This is a genomic window from Neptunicella plasticusilytica (assembly GCF_047922965.1).
Classification (GTDB): Bacteria; Pseudomonadota; Gammaproteobacteria; order Enterobacterales; family Alteromonadaceae; genus Neptunicella; species Neptunicella plasticusilytica.
Window position 1 is genome coordinate 1,960,292 of sequence record NZ_CP150481.1, and the last position, 15,828, is coordinate 1,976,119.

The 15,828-nt window shown below is 47.3% G+C and carries 14 protein-coding genes; 12 read left to right on the top strand and 2 right to left on the bottom strand.

Annotated elements, in window-relative coordinates:
• The first annotated feature begins 20 nt into the window (after window positions 1-20).
• Entirely contained in the window at window positions 21-569 is a 549-nt protein-coding gene (locus V1467_RS08590; protein WP_416308381.1) for a hypothetical protein, read from the top strand.
• Window positions 570-571: 2 nt separating this feature from the next.
• Window positions 572-1,360 (top strand): DUF2189 domain-containing protein, encoded by a 789-nt coding sequence (locus V1467_RS08595; protein ID WP_416308382.1) that lies wholly within the window; start codon window positions 572-574, stop codon window positions 1,358-1,360.
• Here V1467_RS08595 and V1467_RS08600 read toward each other — a convergent pair.
• Entirely contained in the window at window positions 1,357-2,253 is an 897-nt protein-coding gene (locus tag V1467_RS08600) for a response regulator (RefSeq protein WP_416308383.1), read from the bottom strand. The two genes, V1467_RS08595 and V1467_RS08600, sit on opposite strands and share 4 nt — an antisense overlap.
• A complete protein-coding gene (locus V1467_RS08605) occupies window positions 2,240-5,608 on the bottom strand; it encodes an ATP-binding protein (protein ID WP_416308384.1) in 3,369 nt (1,122 codons plus the stop codon). Before V1467_RS08605 ends, V1467_RS08600 begins: the two co-directional genes overlap by 14 nt.
• A gap of 242 nt (window positions 5,609-5,850) precedes the next feature.
• On the opposite strand from V1467_RS08605, the gene V1467_RS08610 reads away from it, so the two are divergent.
• From V1467_RS08610 to ureC, 10 genes are all read left to right on the top strand, one after another.
• Window positions 5,851-6,807: a porin gene (locus V1467_RS08610; protein ID WP_416308385.1), complete on the top strand. Its 957-nt coding sequence runs from the start codon at window positions 5,851-5,853 to the stop codon at window positions 6,805-6,807.
• A gap of 55 nt (window positions 6,808-6,862) precedes the next feature.
• On the top strand, window positions 6,863-8,146 hold the full coding sequence (urtA, locus tag V1467_RS08615; protein WP_416308386.1) for an urea ABC transporter substrate-binding protein: 1,284 nt from the start codon (window positions 6,863-6,865) through the stop codon (window positions 8,144-8,146).
• A 95-nt stretch (window positions 8,147-8,241) separates the two neighbouring features.
• Window positions 8,242-9,873 carry an urea ABC transporter permease subunit UrtB gene (gene urtB, locus V1467_RS08620; RefSeq protein WP_416308387.1) on the top strand — a complete coding sequence of 544 codons (1,632 nt, stop codon included), beginning with the start codon at window positions 8,242-8,244 and terminating at the stop codon, window positions 9,871-9,873.
• On the top strand, window positions 9,870-11,006 hold the full coding sequence (urtC, locus tag V1467_RS08625; RefSeq protein ID WP_416308388.1) for an urea ABC transporter permease subunit UrtC: 1,137 nt from the start codon (window positions 9,870-9,872) through the stop codon (window positions 11,004-11,006). The genes urtB and urtC overlap by 4 nt, the downstream gene beginning before the upstream one ends.
• Window positions 11,003-11,803: an urea ABC transporter ATP-binding protein UrtD gene (urtD, locus tag V1467_RS08630; RefSeq protein WP_416308389.1), complete on the top strand. Its 801-nt coding sequence runs from the start codon at window positions 11,003-11,005 to the stop codon at window positions 11,801-11,803. The genes urtC and urtD overlap by 4 nt, the downstream gene beginning before the upstream one ends.
• A 2-nt stretch (window positions 11,804-11,805) precedes the next feature.
• Entirely contained in the window at window positions 11,806-12,501 is a 696-nt protein-coding gene (gene urtE / locus V1467_RS08635; protein WP_416308390.1) for an urea ABC transporter ATP-binding subunit UrtE, read from the top strand.
• Window positions 12,502-12,509: 8 nt separating this feature from the next.
• Window positions 12,510-13,439, top strand: coding sequence for an urease accessory protein UreD (locus V1467_RS08640; protein WP_416308391.1), 930 nt, complete (start codon window positions 12,510-12,512; stop codon window positions 13,437-13,439).
• A gap of 23 nt (window positions 13,440-13,462) precedes the next feature.
• Complete coding sequence (locus tag V1467_RS08645) at window positions 13,463-13,765, top strand: urease subunit gamma (protein WP_416308392.1); 303 nt, start codon at window positions 13,463-13,465, stop codon at window positions 13,763-13,765.
• A gap of 10 nt (window positions 13,766-13,775) precedes the next feature.
• On the top strand, window positions 13,776-14,099 hold the full coding sequence (locus V1467_RS08650) for an urease subunit beta (protein WP_416308393.1): 324 nt from the start codon (window positions 13,776-13,778) through the stop codon (window positions 14,097-14,099).
• Complete coding sequence (gene ureC / locus V1467_RS08655) at window positions 14,092-15,795, top strand: urease subunit alpha (protein ID WP_416308394.1); 1,704 nt, start codon at window positions 14,092-14,094, stop codon at window positions 15,793-15,795. The genes V1467_RS08650 and ureC overlap by 8 nt, the downstream gene beginning before the upstream one ends.
• The last annotated feature ends 33 nt before the right edge of the window (window positions 15,796-15,828 follow it).

Sequence of the window (15,828 nt, forward strand, 5' to 3'; positions counted from 1 at the left end):
AACCAGTAGAGGTAACTGTTATGCAATATCAATTTTTGCTCAATAACCTGAAAAACAGTGATCAGATTCAAAATGAAATTGTGAGTCTGGGCGTAGCCGCCGACAACATCCATTTTGTCAGTGAACGCAGTGAGGACTTTGCCGGTCATCAGGTTAAAGAAGCGTCAATCATCGAAGAACGTGATGTGGTGCACAAGATAGTTAGAGGCGCGATTGTCGGGATGCTGTTAGGAGTGGTGTTTTCCACCGCAATCTACTATTTACAACCTTACGGATGGCAAATAAAAATGGTCAACTCGATTTTTATTTTGTTTCTGTTAACCGGGTTTGGTGGCTGGATTGGTGGTCTGGTGGGACTGAGTCATCGTAATTATCGTATTACCAATCTGGAAAAAGAATTACAGCAAGGCAAGGCGATCATGTTGGTATATACCGACGAAGCGCATGCCGGTCAAATCAAGCAGATTATCGCCGAACACCACCCCGATGCGGCGTTTGTAGGACAAGATGGGACTTTTGATAATCCGTTGCGTAACGTCAAAACGAGTAACATCAAGCTCGAGCATTAGCGATGCCACAGCCTTATACGCGTTCGTCTAAGCGAAACTTGGGGCAAAATTCGGTGGCCCGTATTTTGCCTTGTAAGAAACTGGATATCGCCGATCCAATCAAATGGCTGGCGCTTGGCTGGCAGGATTTAACCAGAGCCCCCCGGATTAGCCTGTTCTTCGGGGTGTTCTTCGTTATTGCTCCCTGGAGTATTGTCTATCTGGTGTCGTTAACCGGCTGGTATCTGGTTATTTTCCCGGCCCTGATCGGTTTTATGTTGATTGGGCCTTTTCTGGCTGCAGGTTTATATGACGTGAGCCGCGAGTTTAGCAAAGGTCGCCATCCTCAGTTGCTACATTGCGTCAAGGCAATTAACCGTAATGCAATAAATGAATGGGCATTCGGATTTTTACTGATGGTCATTATGGTTTTCTGGTTAAAATTAGCCTCGATTATTCATACTGTTTATCCTCCTTATCTGAATGAAAACTTGCATAATCTGATGCCTTTCTTACTTGTTGGAACTATTGTAGGAATCAGTTTTACTACGCTGGTATTTTGCATCAGCGTGTTTACTCAACCAATTCTAATGGCAAGGCAAGTGGATTTGGCTACCGCAGTATTAACCAGCATGAATACGGTGTGGCAAAATAAATTACCCATGTTTATATGGGCCTGCACTATTTGTATGAGTGTGGGGATCGGCTTTGTAACCGGATTTATCGGTTTTATGCTGCTAATGCCATTAATAGGTTATGCCAGCTGGCACGGTTATAGGGATGCGCTAGAAAATGTGGCTGATCTGGCCTAATTTTCAGCATCCAGAATGCGGATTGAAATCGATGCCGCGCTAGTACGGTTATCCACCCCCAACTTTTTGTAGATTTGCTCCAGATGTTTGTTGACCGTGCGTGGGCTCATTTCCAATATCTGTGAAATTTCCCAGCTGGTTTTGCCGTAAGATACCCAAAATAACACCTCGGATTCGCGTTTGGTGATGGGTAACTGTTGCTGCAAATGTTCGGCGGTTTTTTGTTGCTTAACTTCCGTTATACGCAACAAGTGCTTGTCCTGCTGTTGACGTACGTAGGAGAGATTGAGAGGGGAACTAAAACAGTCGAATTGCAGATTTTGTGTATGATCCGTGGCCAGCCAAATGGCCAGTTTATCTGCAATGGTAGCCCAGGGACTGTTGACGTCGTCGGCAATATTGTCAATTAATTTATGCACATAGGGTGTCGCCCAGGACAAACGCCCATGTTGATTGACACAGAATACTTTGTTACCGGCGTGATCCAGTGCATCCTGTGCACTCAGTGCCAGTTTCGCCGTTTCGATATGGGTTTTAATCCGTGCAATGACTTCGTCGGGTGAAATCGGTTTGGTGACATAGTCAATCGCACCTGCCTCGAACCCTTTGACAATGTCTTCAACATCACTCAGGCCGGTCATAAAAATAATTGGAGTATTAGGCAGTTGCTGTTTGAGTTTATGGCATGTTTCAAAACCATCCATGTGCGGCATAACTGCGTCCAGCAGCACAATATCTGGCTGTACCTTGTCTACGATGGCCAGAGCCTGGGCGCCGTTAAGTGCGACCAGTGCGGTGTAACCCTGATTATCTAACGCGATATTAAGCATGCCCAAAGATTCGGGGGAATCATCCACCACCAGCACTACACCGTTTAATTTAGTGCTCATCATTTAGCTCGTTTAAATATTGAATAATTTGCGGAAAATGGCATAACTCAACATATTCCAGTATTTGTGCTTCGACCCCGGCCGGAAACTGATATTGTTGTTTGATCTGGTTAAATTTGTCTTTAAATCCGGATAAATAACCGATTTCAGCCAAGGCGATTAACGACAGGTATTGTTCACCGGTGACGAGGGCTCTGTTGGCAGGAGTACTAGCCGTATTCGATGGTTTCGCTTGTTTATTCGCATATTGCCATTCTATTGCCAATAATTCGCCAATCTTTCCCAACAGCGCATCTAGGTTGACTGGCTTGGCAATATAACCGTTGTGAAATCCTTCGGCAGCCAGATTGAAATCGGTGTCACGGGCATTGGCAGAAACCATTAACACTGGCAGGGTGTAAGCCAGCTCACGCAATTGTTTGACCATTTGCCAGCCATCGATATGTGGCATACGGACATCCAGAATAATCAAATCAACAGGGTTATCTTGCAGTGTGGTCAATCCGGCGTTGGCACTTTCGGCCTGCAGCACGCTAAACCCTAACGGCTGAAGTAAATCGATAATTAACTGACGTTGGTTAAGATCATCATCTACCACCAGCACCTGTCGCTTGTCTCCCTGATAGCCGGTAACCTGCAAGCGGGTGTACTCGGGGGCATTTTTGTTCTCGCTTAGCGGTACCAGCATCAGGCGTAAATTGAAAGTAGAGCCTTTACCTGGCGTGCTGGACAAGGTTATCTCACCGCCCATCAACTCAGTCAGCGAACGTGAAATTGTTAAACCCAGTCCTGTCCCACCTATAGCTTGGGTGTGCGCATTGCGAATTTGTTCAAAAGGTTTAAATATTAACTCCTGATGTGCCTCGGAAATGCCGACTCCGGTGTCAATGACACTGAAATTGGCCACCTGATTGCGATAAGTGACAGCTAAGGTTACCGAGCCTTGTTCGGTATACTTAATCCCGTTGGATATCAGGTTAATCAGGATCTGCCGAAAACGTTGTTTATCTGTTGCTACATAGTCGGGCAGATTGTGACAGGGTTGATAATAGAAGGTAATATTTTTCTGGGCCGCAATGATCTGAAACATATCGACTAGCTGTTGCAATATGGCTTTCAGATTAAATTCATCTCGCTGCAGGGTCACCCGGCCGGCTTCTATTTTGGATATTTCCAGCAGTCCCTCAATCAAGTCGGCCAGATGTTCACCGTTGCGCTTGATAATAGCCAAGGTTTCCCGCTGTGTTGACGGAATGGCGTCGTTCTGGCTGAGTAACTGGGCATAGCCCAATAATACATTTAAGGGGGTGCGTAATTCGTGACTTAGTCCGGCCAGATAGCGGCTTTTGGCTTCATTAGCCGATTCCGCGATAACTTTGGCATCCTGCAATGCCAGCGAGGTTTGTTCATGTGCGTTGACTTCTTTGGCCAGTGCGTTGGTCAGTGAACGTAACTCTTTCAATGCTGACTGATTGCCATTACGGGCCAGGATAAATAGCCAGCTCACCACACCGATGATAATCAGCAACAAAAAGAATATCTTGACCAAGGTTACCGCGAAAACCTGTTTAACACTGTCATCGTCCACCGGAACCTGCAGATAAATCAAAAACAGAATTCCGGCACCGGTCAGACTCATGCCCAGAGTCACTGCGATAAACTGGGCCAGCGGTGTCGTCATTACGCGCAATAATCGGGTGGTTAAAAAACGATGAAAAAAGTGGTGTGACTGACTGGATAACGTGGCATGAGGGCGACATTGGTCTCCACAGCGCACATCTAGTGAACAGCACAACGAGCAGATGGATTTTTGATAGGCCGGGCAGTGAGTCATGTCTTCCTGATCGAATTCATTTTCACAAATATGGCAGCGACTGATACCTGTTATCACTATGCGCTTGTTATCTACCAGGTAAAATTTGCCCTTGGTGATATAACCAATCAGCGGCACGGTAATAAAAGGTAACCCGCAGGCGATAAATGAGGCGAGCGCTTTAACGGTATCCCCATACCAGCCGAAATGCGCGGTAAAGCCTGCGAAACTGGCAATAAACATCGATCCAACGCCAACAGGGTTGATGTCGTACAAATGTGAACGTTTAAATTCAATGTGTTTGGGACTAATTCCCAGCGGTTTGTTGATAATCAGGTCGGCTACCACTGAGCTTAACCAGGCTAATACCAGTACCGAATACACCGATAACATTTTCTCGATCGTCTGATAAATTCCCAGCTCCATTAACAGCAAAGCGATCGCGACGTTGAAGATCATCCATACCACCCTGCCCGGATGATTGTGAGTGACACGAGAAAAAAAATTGGACCAAGCCAGTGAGCCGGCATAAGCGTTGGCGACGTTAATTTTTAACTGGGAAATAAATACAAATGTGCAGGCGACAATCACGCTAACCGTCGGATTTTCAAACACATAACTAAACGCCAGGTTATACATATGGGCAGGATCATCTGCCACATCGGCGGGGATACCCTGTTGCAGCGCAAAGTAGGCCAGGTAAGAGCCGAGGAATAACTTCAACGCGCCAAATAATATCCAGCCTGGTCCAGCGATAATCAGTGCTAACCACCAGCGCCATCGATACTTTTGTGGTTGTTCCGGTAAAAACCGCAAGAAGTCGACCTGTTCGCCAATTTGGGCCACCAGTGACAATAGTACTGCCGACGCAGCACCAAATAATAACAGATTAAATGATTGCCCCTGATGACCGCTGTCACCGCCAAAGCTTACCCATTGCTGAAAATTGCTGTCAGGGTGACTAAACACGAAGAACAGAGGCAGAACCTGCAATATCAGCCAGATAGGTTGCGACCAGACCTGAAAGCGACTGATATAGGCAATGCCATGGGTTACCAGCGGTAGGACTACCAGTGCACTTATTACATAACCTATATACAAGGGTAAACCGAACAGAATTTGCAGCGCCATTGACATAATAGCGGCTTCTAAAGCAAAAAAGATAAAGGTAAAGGATGCGTAGATAAGTGAAGCAATAGTCGAACCGATATAACCAAAGCCGCTACCCCGGCTCAGCAAATCTACATCAACACCATATTTGGCGGCGTAGTAGCTGATGGGTAATCCGGTCAGGAAAATAACTCCGATGACCGCGAATATGGCCCAGGCGGAATTGATAAAGCCAAAATTTAGCGTAATGGCGCCACCAATCGCTTCGAGCACCAGAAACGAGACAATGCCCAGGGCAGTACTGGCAATACGGTTAAGCGACCACAACCGCGAGCGTTTGGCGGTAAAACGCAGCGCAAAGTCTTCCATCATCTCGTTAGCAACGAGTTTATTGTATGTTCGCCTGGTAGGTAGAATTTTCTCGTTTGACTGCATCTGATTACTGCGTTGTGTTTGTTTTTCAAGTCTTATAGCAAGCGCGCGCGATCATCCTACACAATCTTGTTGCTACATCCTATGCGTAAATATACGTAGTGCTTTGCGTGCTTTTGCGAATGTTATCTGTTGTCAGGCTTCAACATACTAGACCCAGCTGTAAATAGACATGTGAAGAGTTATTAACCAAAAAAATAACCGAACACATTGATTCAATATTCTAAACACTGGGACAACACATAATGAAACGATTGACTAGATTTACTCCTGTTGCAGCGGCACTGGCGCTGGCTGCAGGAACAATATCTGCGGTCAGCGCAGAAGAATCAACAGACAAGCTAAGTATCAGCGGCTTCGTTGATATGTCTTACTTGTCGGTTGATACGGATGGAGCAGGGAATAGCCACGATTCCGGCATAGATCAGGTCGAGATTGATCTCGCTTATGATTTTGGCAATAAACTCAGCGCTTACGTGGATGTTGAATATCAAAACAGTGAAGTCGATGTCGAGCAGGCATTTATTACTTATGCGGTATCCGACCAGTTTACCCTCAAGGCTGGCCGGTTTTTAAGTTACTCGGGTTGGGAAACTGAAGAGCCAACAGGCTTGTTTCAATATTCAGGGACGGGATATGCCAAGTATTTTTACGGCTATTACCAACAAGGTGTATCCGGTTTGTACAATGGTGATGGTTATGCGCTGGCCGTTTCGGTGGTGAATGACTTGGCGGGACCGGAATCAACGGATTCTGAACAGCCCGGTATTGAAACCATGATCGCCCTGATGCCAACAGACGCGATCACTATTAAAGGGTTTTACTCCTTCGACAAACTGGCCGGTACCGAGCAAGACACCAAAATGTTTAACCTTTGGGCCAGTTATTCTGCCGGTCCGCTGACACTGGCTGCTGAAGTCAACTCGTCTGAATATACCTCCCTGGCCGCTGCCGATGCCAGTGGTTATCTGGTCATGGCAAATTATGCCTTCGATACGTTTGGCTTAACCCTCAGATATCACGACTATGAAGTCGAAGACGCGGCCGGCAATACCTGGGAAGACATGAGTGCGATCACGATTTCCCCCAGTTATGCCGTCAACGACAACCTGTTAATTGTATTTGAATACCGTATGGACAGTGATGATGTAAGCGGAATGGATTCGGACAGTATTGCGCTTGAAGCGCTATTGACCTTCTGACCTGTTGTTAACACAAACACTATTACTGAATATGAAACCGACAAGGAAACCTACGATGAAACTTAATAAATTTATTACTACCGGTGCGATTGTTGCCAGTAGCCTGATCTGCCAGGTGGCTTTAGCCGCCGATACGATTAAAGTGGGGGTATTGCATTCGCTCTCCGGCACCATGGCCATCAGCGAAACAACCCTGAAAGATACCGTGTTGATGATGATCGACGAGCAAAACAAAAAAGGCGGTTTGTTGGGCAAAAAGCTGGAAGCGGTAGTGGTTGATCCAGCGTCTAATTGGCCGTTATTTGCAGAGAAAACCCGCGAATTATTATCCAAGGATAAGGTAGATGTTATTTTTGGCTGCTGGACATCGGTGTCCCGCAAGTCCGCCTTGCCGGTACTGGAAGAGCTGAACGGGCTGTTGTTTTATCCGGTGCAGTACGAAGGGGAAGAATCATCCAAAAATGTGTTTTATACCGGTGCGGCACCAAATCAACAGGCTATTCCTGCCGTTGACTATCTGATGAATGAACATGGTGTCGAGCGCTGGGTACTGATGGGAACCGATTATGTTTATCCGCGTACCACCAATAAAATTCTGGAAGCCTATCTGAAATCCAAAGGTGTGAAGCAGCAGGATATCATGATCAATTACACGCCTTTTGGTCATTCTGACTGGCAAAGTATCGTATCTGAAGTGAAAAAGTTCGGTTCTGAAGGCATGAAAACTGCGGTGGTATCGACCATAAATGGAGATGCCAACGTGCCTTTCTACAAAGAGTTGGGTAATCAGGGGATTTCCGCAGAAGATATACCGGTAGTGGCATTTTCGGTGGGTGAAGAGGAACTATCCGGTTTCGATACCTCCCCATTGGTCGGGCATTTGGCTGCCTGGAATTATTTTCAGAGCGTTGATACGCCAGAAAATGAAAACTTTATCGCTGGCTGGAAAAAATACATCGGCGATGAAAAGCGCGTGACGAATGATCCGATGGAAGCGACGTATATCGGTTTCAATATGTGGGCCAAAGCTGTTGAAAAAGCTGGCACTACAGATGTTGATAGTGTTGAGCAGGCCATGATTGGCGTAACCACGCCTAACCTGACCGGCGGAATTGCCGTGATGAATGCCAACCATCATTTATCCAAACCGGTATTGATTGGTGAAATTCAGGAAAACGGACAGTTTGAAGTTGTGTCTTCTACCCCTGATACGGTCATTGGTGATGCCTGGTCAGATTATCTGGATAGCTCAAAATACCTGATTTCAGATTGGACCTTCCCGGTCAAGTGCGGAAATTTTGATACTAAAACCGCCAAATGCTCAGGACAAAATATGTAAGTGAACAGGAAGCAGGGTGAGAACTCTGCTTCCTGAATGTCTGCTTAAATCATGGCTGTTATTGACAAACAGGGTACTTCCAGAGGAACAATTAAATGTGTCGTTTATATAGCTACATCATTGGCACTTTTTTATGCTCAATGCTGTGCTGGATAAGTGTGGCCGACGCCACCGTTGCAGATTCGCCAATTGATTTGCCCACCTTGGTCGCTGAGTTGCCCCAGGCCGGATTGAAAGAGATGCCATCGTTGACCGAAAAACTGGCCGATAGCGGCGACCCGCGTGTGCGCAACATTTTTAAATATCTGCTTGAAGGGGACTTGTACTATGTTAAATCCGATAAACGGGTTGTATGGGTACAAAGGCAGCCAGATGGACTCTATGCGCTACAGGATATTCTCAGCGATGAACAGCTCACGCCGCAGCCCAAATCAGCGATTACCAAGATCCGGACTAACAATAATCTGCGTAGTCAGTTAAGAGGCTTGCTGGCACAGATTGATTTTACCCATCCTGATGCGAACGTTCGTCTGCAAGCGGTTAAACAGATACTGGATAACCCTGATGAGGGCGCAACCCGTCGCTTACAATATTTGATCGGGATTGAGCAAAATGACGACGTCAAACAACTGATGAACACAGCCATTGCGGTGCGCCAGCTTAAAACTGGTAACAGTCAACAAAAACGGGCGGCGATAAAGATAGTTACCAGTAGTCTGGAGCCTAGCGTGAAAAATGTGATGGCAGCGGAATTGCGCCATATTGATAAAGATGACACCGAGCTTAAACAAGCACTGGAAGGGGCTATCGACCGGATTGAGAATAAAAGGGCATTTTATGAATTTATCGAAAATGTGTTCTTTGGCTTAAGTCTGGGCTCGGTGCTGTTACTTGCCGCCATAGGGTTGGCCATTACTTTTGGTGTGATGGGGGTCATCAATATGGCTCACGGTGAAATGATTATGCTAGGGGCTTATACCACCTATGCAGTCCAACAGTTTTTTCCGGAGCTATTAACCTATTCACTGTTAATCGCGGTACCGGCGGCGTTTGTTGTGTCCGGCGGAATGGGTGTTGTGATTGAACGCTGCGTGATCCGCTTTCTTAAAGGACGTCCTCTGGAAACACTGCTCGCCACTTTTGGGATTAGTTTAATCTTGCAACAACTGGTTCGTAGCGTGTTTTCACCGTTAAACCGACAAGTTAACAGCCCAGACTGGATGAGTGGCTCTTGGCAGATTAATCCCATTTTCTCGCTGACCTACAACCGTTTGTATATTTTGCTGTTTTCCCTGGCTGTGTTTTTTATCCTGATGCTGATTATGAATAAAACGTCGCTGGGGTTGCATGTCAGGGCGGTGTCACAGAATCGACAGATGGCCAGAGCCTTGAGTATCCGTAGCAATCGGGTGGATGCCATTACCTTTGGGTTAGGTTCGGGGATTGCAGGCATCGCTGGCGTTGTGCTGAGCCAATTGACCAATGTTGGGCCGAATATGGGGCAATCCTACATTATTGACTCGTTTTTGGTGGTGGTGTTTGGCGGAGTCGGAAATTTGTGGGGCACCTTGTTAGCAGCAATGTCACTCGGCTCGATTAACAAATTTCTGGAGCCTTTAACCGGGTCAGTGCTGGCCAGTATTCTGGTTCTGATTGGGCTCATCCTGTTTATGCAAAAGCGTCCTCAGGGATTATTTCCACTTAAAGGAAGGGCGGCGGAATCATGAATTCTCTAACGATATTGCAGGGTTTACTCAAACGCGCTACCAGTTTGCAGGTGGTAGTGAGTTGTTTATTGATTACTACCTGTTGGGTAATGCTGTGTAACCGGGTATTTGCTGAAGGTTCAATGTTACATGTGAGTACCTATACTGTGACGTTAATGGGCAAATATCTCTGTTATGCCTTGTTGGCATTGGCGGTTGATTTGGTATGGGGCTACTGCGGCATACTGAGTTTGGGGCATGGTGCCTTTTTCGCGATTGGTGGTTATGCCATGGGCATGTATCTGATGCGTCAAATTGGTGATCGAGGTGTCTACGGTAATCCTGAATTGCCGGACTTTATGGTGTTTCTTAACTGGGATGCCTTGCCATGGTACTGGATGGGGTCCGACAGTTTTATCTGGATGATAGTAATGGTGTTGCTGGGGCCGGGCTTATTGGCGTTTGTCTTTGGCTCCATGGCATTCCGTTCCAGAGTCAGCGGGGTCTATTTATCTATTATGACCCAGGCCATGACCTATGCGCTGATGCTAAGTTTTTTCCGCAATGAAATGGGGTTTGGTGGCAACAACGGTCTGACCGACTTTAAAGATATTCTGGGTTTTTCATTGTTGTCGGACAATACCCGGGTAGTGTTGTTTGCCGTTACCGCATTGGCGCTGGTCCTGGGATTCTGGCTTAGCCACTACATTGTAAATTCAAAAATGGGTCGCGTGCTGGTGTCAATTCGTGACGCAGAAAATCGGGTGCGTTTCATCGGCTATAAACCTGAACATTACAAAGTCTGCATTTTTGTGATTTCGGCCATGTTTGCCGGCGTGGCGGGTGCGCTTTACGTTCCTCAAGTCGGCATTATCAATCCGGGAGAATTCTCGCCATTGAACTCGATTGAAGTTGTGGTGTGGGTGGCGATAGGTGGTCGCGGTTCTTTGTACGGGGCGTTAATTGGCGCGATTATCGTCAGCTACGCCAAAACCCGTTTGACTGCGGTAATGCCGGAAGCCTGGTTATATGCATTAGGAGGGTTGTTCGTACTGGTTACCTTGCTGCTGCCAAAAGGGATTGCCGGGTTGTTACCCTGGTTGCATCGCATGGTGTTCAAACCTGTAGCTCGCCAACAGGAGGTCAAATCGTGACCGCAATCATATCCCAGCCAGAAATCTCCAAATCACAGGTCGATACGCGTCATGGCGTCATTTTATATGTTGAGGATGTCAGTGTCAGTTTTGATGGTTTCAAGGCACTTAACGACCTGAATTTATATATCAAAAAAGGCGAATTACGTTGCCTGATTGGCGCTAACGGTGCGGGTAAAACAACCTTGATGGATGTCATTACAGGTAAAACCCGCCCCGACACCGGCAAGGTCAATTTTGGCCAGCAGATTAACTTACTGGAACTGTCCGAAGCAGATATCGCACGGGCGGGTATAGGCAGAAAATTCCAGAAACCAACGGTATTCGAGTTTTTGACAGTATTTGAAAATATTGAGTTAAGCCTGGCAGGTGACAAGGGCATTTGGCGCGCTCTGGTACACAAATTAAGCTCGGAGCAGCAAGATAAAATTGAGCAGATACTGCTTACGATTGGGCTGAACAAGCAGACCGCTGTTTTGGCGGGCGCATTGTCACATGGCCAGAAACAGTGGCTGGAAATAGGCATGTTGTTGGCGGCAGAACCTCAATTGCTGCTGGTCGATGAGCCTGTGGCCGGGATGACAGCGCAGGAAACGGAGCGGACCGCAGAATTGCTTACATCGCTGGCCGGTGAACATTCTGTCGTGGTAGTGGAGCATGATATGGCCTTTGTGCGTTCCATTGCCAGGACGGTAACAGTGTTGCATCAGGGAACGGTGCTGGCTGAAGGCCGGATGGATCAAATTCAGTCTAATCCACAGGTCATTCAGGTGTATTTGGGAGAGGATCAGGGCTAATCATGATTGAACTCACATCAGTAAATCAGAAATATGGCGGCACCCAGATATTGTGGGATCTGGATATGGCTATCAAGCCGGGATCGCGCACCTGCATTATGGGACGCAACGGAGTAGGAAAAACCACCTTGCTTAAATGCATTATGGGGTTACTACCCATCGCCAGTGGCAATATACGTATCGGTGACAATGATATTTCCAAACTGAGTGTAGAACGTCGGCCTGAAATGGGTATCGGTTATGTGCCGCAGGGGCGGGATATATTTCCACAGCTAACCGTAGAAGAAAATCTCAAACTCAGTTTGAACTGCCATCGTCAAAGGTCAAAAAAAATCCCCGAATCAGTCTATGCTTTATTTCCGGTGCTAAAGGAAATGTTGCAGCGCCGTGGGGGGGACCTGTCCGGTGGACAGCAGCAGCAACTAGCCATTGCCAGAGCCCTGGTACTCAATCCGCAAGTGCTGATCCTGGATGAACCAAATGAGGGAATCCAACCCAATATTGTGCAACTTATCCGTGATGTGCTGCTTAAACTGAATAAGGAGCAGGGAATGACCATCATACTGGTCGAGCAGAAGCTACCTTTTGCCCGGGCCGTGGGTGAATTTTTCTATTTGATGGAAAAAGGCTCGGTAATTGCATCAGGCGATATGGAAAAATTGGATGCCGAACTGGTTAGCCAACATCTGGCGGTGTAAATGTATTGATGCAAAATAATGTCGTAACCAATAGGGTTGTTAAAAACAGTGCAGTTAAAAATAGCACCTTAGTCAAGGCAAAAAATGCCTGGATTGCCAGCCTGGAGCTGGATTTTGACTGTACAGAACAGAGGACCCGACTGACCAAAATCAAACGTCAGGGGCCATTATCGGTGCAAAAAGCCTTTTATCCGGAAGGACAGCGGTGCGCTCATGTCTATCTGTTGCATCCGCCTGCTGGTATTGTTTCCGGTGACGAGTTGCATCTTGTAGCTAATCTGGACAACGGCGCAGATGCATTAATTACCACGCCCGGTGCCAACCGGTTTTATCGTGCCCGGGATAATCTGGATATCGGTGATTCAAAGCAGGTGCAAATCAGTACTTTTCACCTTGCTTCGCAGTCTATGCTGGAATATTTACCGCAAGAAACATTGATTTATAGCGGTGCCGACGCGGTTAATCAGGTGGACATACACCTTGTGCCGGACAGTATTTATCTGGGCTGGGAAATCACTTGTCTGGGGTTACCTGCTTCGCAACAACCATTTACACAGGGACGGTTTAGCCAACGCAATCGAATATTTTGCCAACAAAAATTAATTTATCAGGATCGCATCGACATCACTGCCGCTAATGCATTGCTGCATCATCCAGCGGGGTTGGCCGGCAATACCGTTATGGCCAGCTTTGTGCTGTATGTTCCGGCTTTAAGCGTCCAGCAGCGGCATGAGCTGCTGGCACAAATTCGGACATTAATCATTGAGGTAGGGGCACAGCAATGGCTCAGCGTAACGGATATTAACGGATTAGTGCTGGCGCGTTACTTGGGGGAACACGCACAGCAGTGTAAGACATTGTTCATCCAAATCTGGCAACGCGTTCGCCCGCTATGTAAAGGCAAACAAGTGCATCAGCCCCGAATATGGTTTACCTGACAGGTTAAAAGTGAGACACAACGATGGATTTATTACCCAGAGAAAAAGACAAACTACTGATATTTACTGCGGCACTGCTAGCCGAACGCCGGTTAAAACGCGGTGTTAAGCTGAATTATCCGGAGGCCGTGGCTTATATCACGATGGAAATCATGGAAGGGGCCAGAGATGGTCGCACGGTAGCAGAACTGATGGATTATGGCCGTACCCTGCTAACTAGAGATCAGGTCATGGACGGCATTGCTGAACTGATCCCCGATGTACAGGTGGAAGCGACATTTCCGGATGGCACCAAATTGGTGACCGTCCATCATCCTATTATTTAAGGAGGATTTGATGATCCCGGGTGAAATCAAAACCGATTCAGGTGTACACCAGTTAAATGTGGGGCGTGAAACCGTTGTGGTCACGGTGGCCAATTCCGGTGACAGACCTATTCAGGTGGGTTCCCACTATCATTTTTACGAAGTTAATCCTGCCCTGCATTTCGAACGAGAGCGTTGTAAAGGTTTTCGTCTGGATATTACCGCAGGCACCGCGGTGCGTTTTGAACCGGGCCAACAACGGGAAGTGCAGTTGGTCGCCTATGCAGGTAAACGTAGGGTGTATGGGTTTCGTGCTGAAATAATGGGCAGCCTGGAGGAATCAAACGATGGCTGATATTGATAAACAGGCCTATGCGCATATGTTTGGTCCCACCACCGGCGATAGAGTGCGTTTGGCCGATACCGACCTGTGGATCGAAGTGGAAAAAGACTATACCCAGTACGGCGAAGAAGTAAAATTCGGTGGTGGAAAAGTCATTCGTGACGGTATGGGACAAGGCCAAATTAGCTGTGCCGAGAGTGTCGATGTGGTGATCACCAATGCGTTGATTGTTGATCATTGGGGCATTATCAAAGCTGATGTGGGGATCAAAGAAGGCCGGATTGCCATTATTGGCAAGGCAGGTAACTCGGATATTCAGGATAATATCGACATTGAAATTGGCGCCGGTAGCGAAGTGATTGCTGGTGAAGGGCAAATTTTAACCGCTGGCGGGATTGACGCGCATATCCATTTTATTTGTCCCCAGCAGGTGGAAGAAGCCATGATGTCCGGCGTCACCACTATGATTGGCGGTGGAACCGGGCCGGCAACCGGTACAAATGCCACCACCTGCACACCCGGTCCCTGGAATATCCATAAAATGCTGCAGGCCACCAACGATTTGCCGATGAATTTCGGTTTTCTGGGCAAGGGCAATACCAGCTTGCCACTGGCTATAAAGGAACAGATTGAAGCCGGTGTTTGCGGGCTAAAATTGCATGAAGACTGGGGGACTACACCAGCATCAATAGACAACTGTCTGGCGGTAGCCGAGCAATATGATGTTCAGGTGGCAATCCATACCGATACCCTGAATGAATCCGGCTTTGTCGAAAGCACCATAGGTGCGTTTAAAGGTCGCACTATTCATACCTACCATACCGAAGGTGCCGGCGGAGGCCATTCTCCGGATATAATTAAGGCCTGCGGTGAGGCCAATGTATTACCATCCTCGACCAATCCGACCCGGCCTTATACCATCAATACCATTGATGAACATCTGGATATGCTAATGGTATGTCATCATCTGGATGCGTCGATCCCGGAGGATATCGCTTTTGCCGATTCCAGGATTCGCAAAGAGAGTATCGCTGCCGAAGATATTCTGCACGATTTAGGTGCTATCAGTATGATTGCCTCGGATTCGCAGGCGATGGGCAGGGTGGGCGAGATGATTACCCGAACCTGGCAAACCGCGCATAAAATGAAACAGCAACGGGGACCGCTTGCTCCCGATACCGGACGTAATGATAATTTTCGGGTCAAACGCTACGTTGCCAAATACACTATTAATCCGGCCATTAGCCACGGCATCAGTCATGAAGTAGGTTCAGTAGAAGTCGGTAAGCTGGCAGATTTGGTGTTGTGGAAACCGGCGTTCTTTGGCATTAAACCTTCGTTAATCATCAAATCAGGCTTTATCGCGGCGGCTCCCATGGGCGATGCCAATGCCTCCATACCGACACCCCAGCCGGTTTATTACCGCCCTATGTTTGGCGCGTTAGGAAAAGCAGTAGCGGCCACGTCCATGACTTTCCTGTCACAAGCAGCAATTGAACTGGGGGTGCCGGAGAAAATTGGTTTAACCCGCTTGATTGGGGCCTGTCGTCATACTCGTAATATCAGCAAAAAAGACATGATCCACAATGACTGGTTACCCAATATAGAAGTGGATGCCCAAACCTATGAAGTCAGGGCCAATGGCGAACTACTCAGTTGCGAACCGGCCAGGGTTTTACCCTTGGCCCAACGTTATTGCTTGTTTTAAGGGCTTGTTTTACGTTTTTAAGGAAAGAGATTG

Coding starts and splice junctions, on each gene's coding strand:
- V1467_RS08590 (WP_416308381.1), top strand. CDS start 21: ATGCAATATCAATTTTTGCTCAATAACCTGAAAAACAGTGATCAGATT.
- V1467_RS08595 (WP_416308382.1), top strand. CDS start 572: ATGCCACAGCCTTATACGCGTTCGTCTAAGCGAAACTTGGGGCAAAAT.
- V1467_RS08600 (WP_416308383.1), bottom strand. CDS start 2,253: ATGATGAGCACTAAATTAAACGGTGTAGTGCTGGTGGTGGATGATTCC.
- V1467_RS08605 (WP_416308384.1), bottom strand. CDS start 5,608: ATGCAGTCAAACGAGAAAATTCTACCTACCAGGCGAACATACAATAAA.
- V1467_RS08610 (WP_416308385.1), top strand. CDS start 5,851: ATGAAACGATTGACTAGATTTACTCCTGTTGCAGCGGCACTGGCGCTG.
- urtA (WP_416308386.1), top strand. CDS start 6,863: ATGAAACTTAATAAATTTATTACTACCGGTGCGATTGTTGCCAGTAGC.
- urtB (WP_416308387.1), top strand. CDS start 8,242: ATGTGTCGTTTATATAGCTACATCATTGGCACTTTTTTATGCTCAATG.
- urtC (WP_416308388.1), top strand. CDS start 9,870: ATGAATTCTCTAACGATATTGCAGGGTTTACTCAAACGCGCTACCAGT.
- urtE (WP_416308390.1), top strand. CDS start 11,806: ATGATTGAACTCACATCAGTAAATCAGAAATATGGCGGCACCCAGATA.
- V1467_RS08640 (WP_416308391.1), top strand. CDS start 12,510: ATGCAAAATAATGTCGTAACCAATAGGGTTGTTAAAAACAGTGCAGTT.
- V1467_RS08645 (WP_416308392.1), top strand. CDS start 13,463: ATGGATTTATTACCCAGAGAAAAAGACAAACTACTGATATTTACTGCG.
- V1467_RS08650 (WP_416308393.1), top strand. CDS start 13,776: ATGATCCCGGGTGAAATCAAAACCGATTCAGGTGTACACCAGTTAAAT.
- ureC (WP_416308394.1), top strand. CDS start 14,092: ATGGCTGATATTGATAAACAGGCCTATGCGCATATGTTTGGTCCCACC.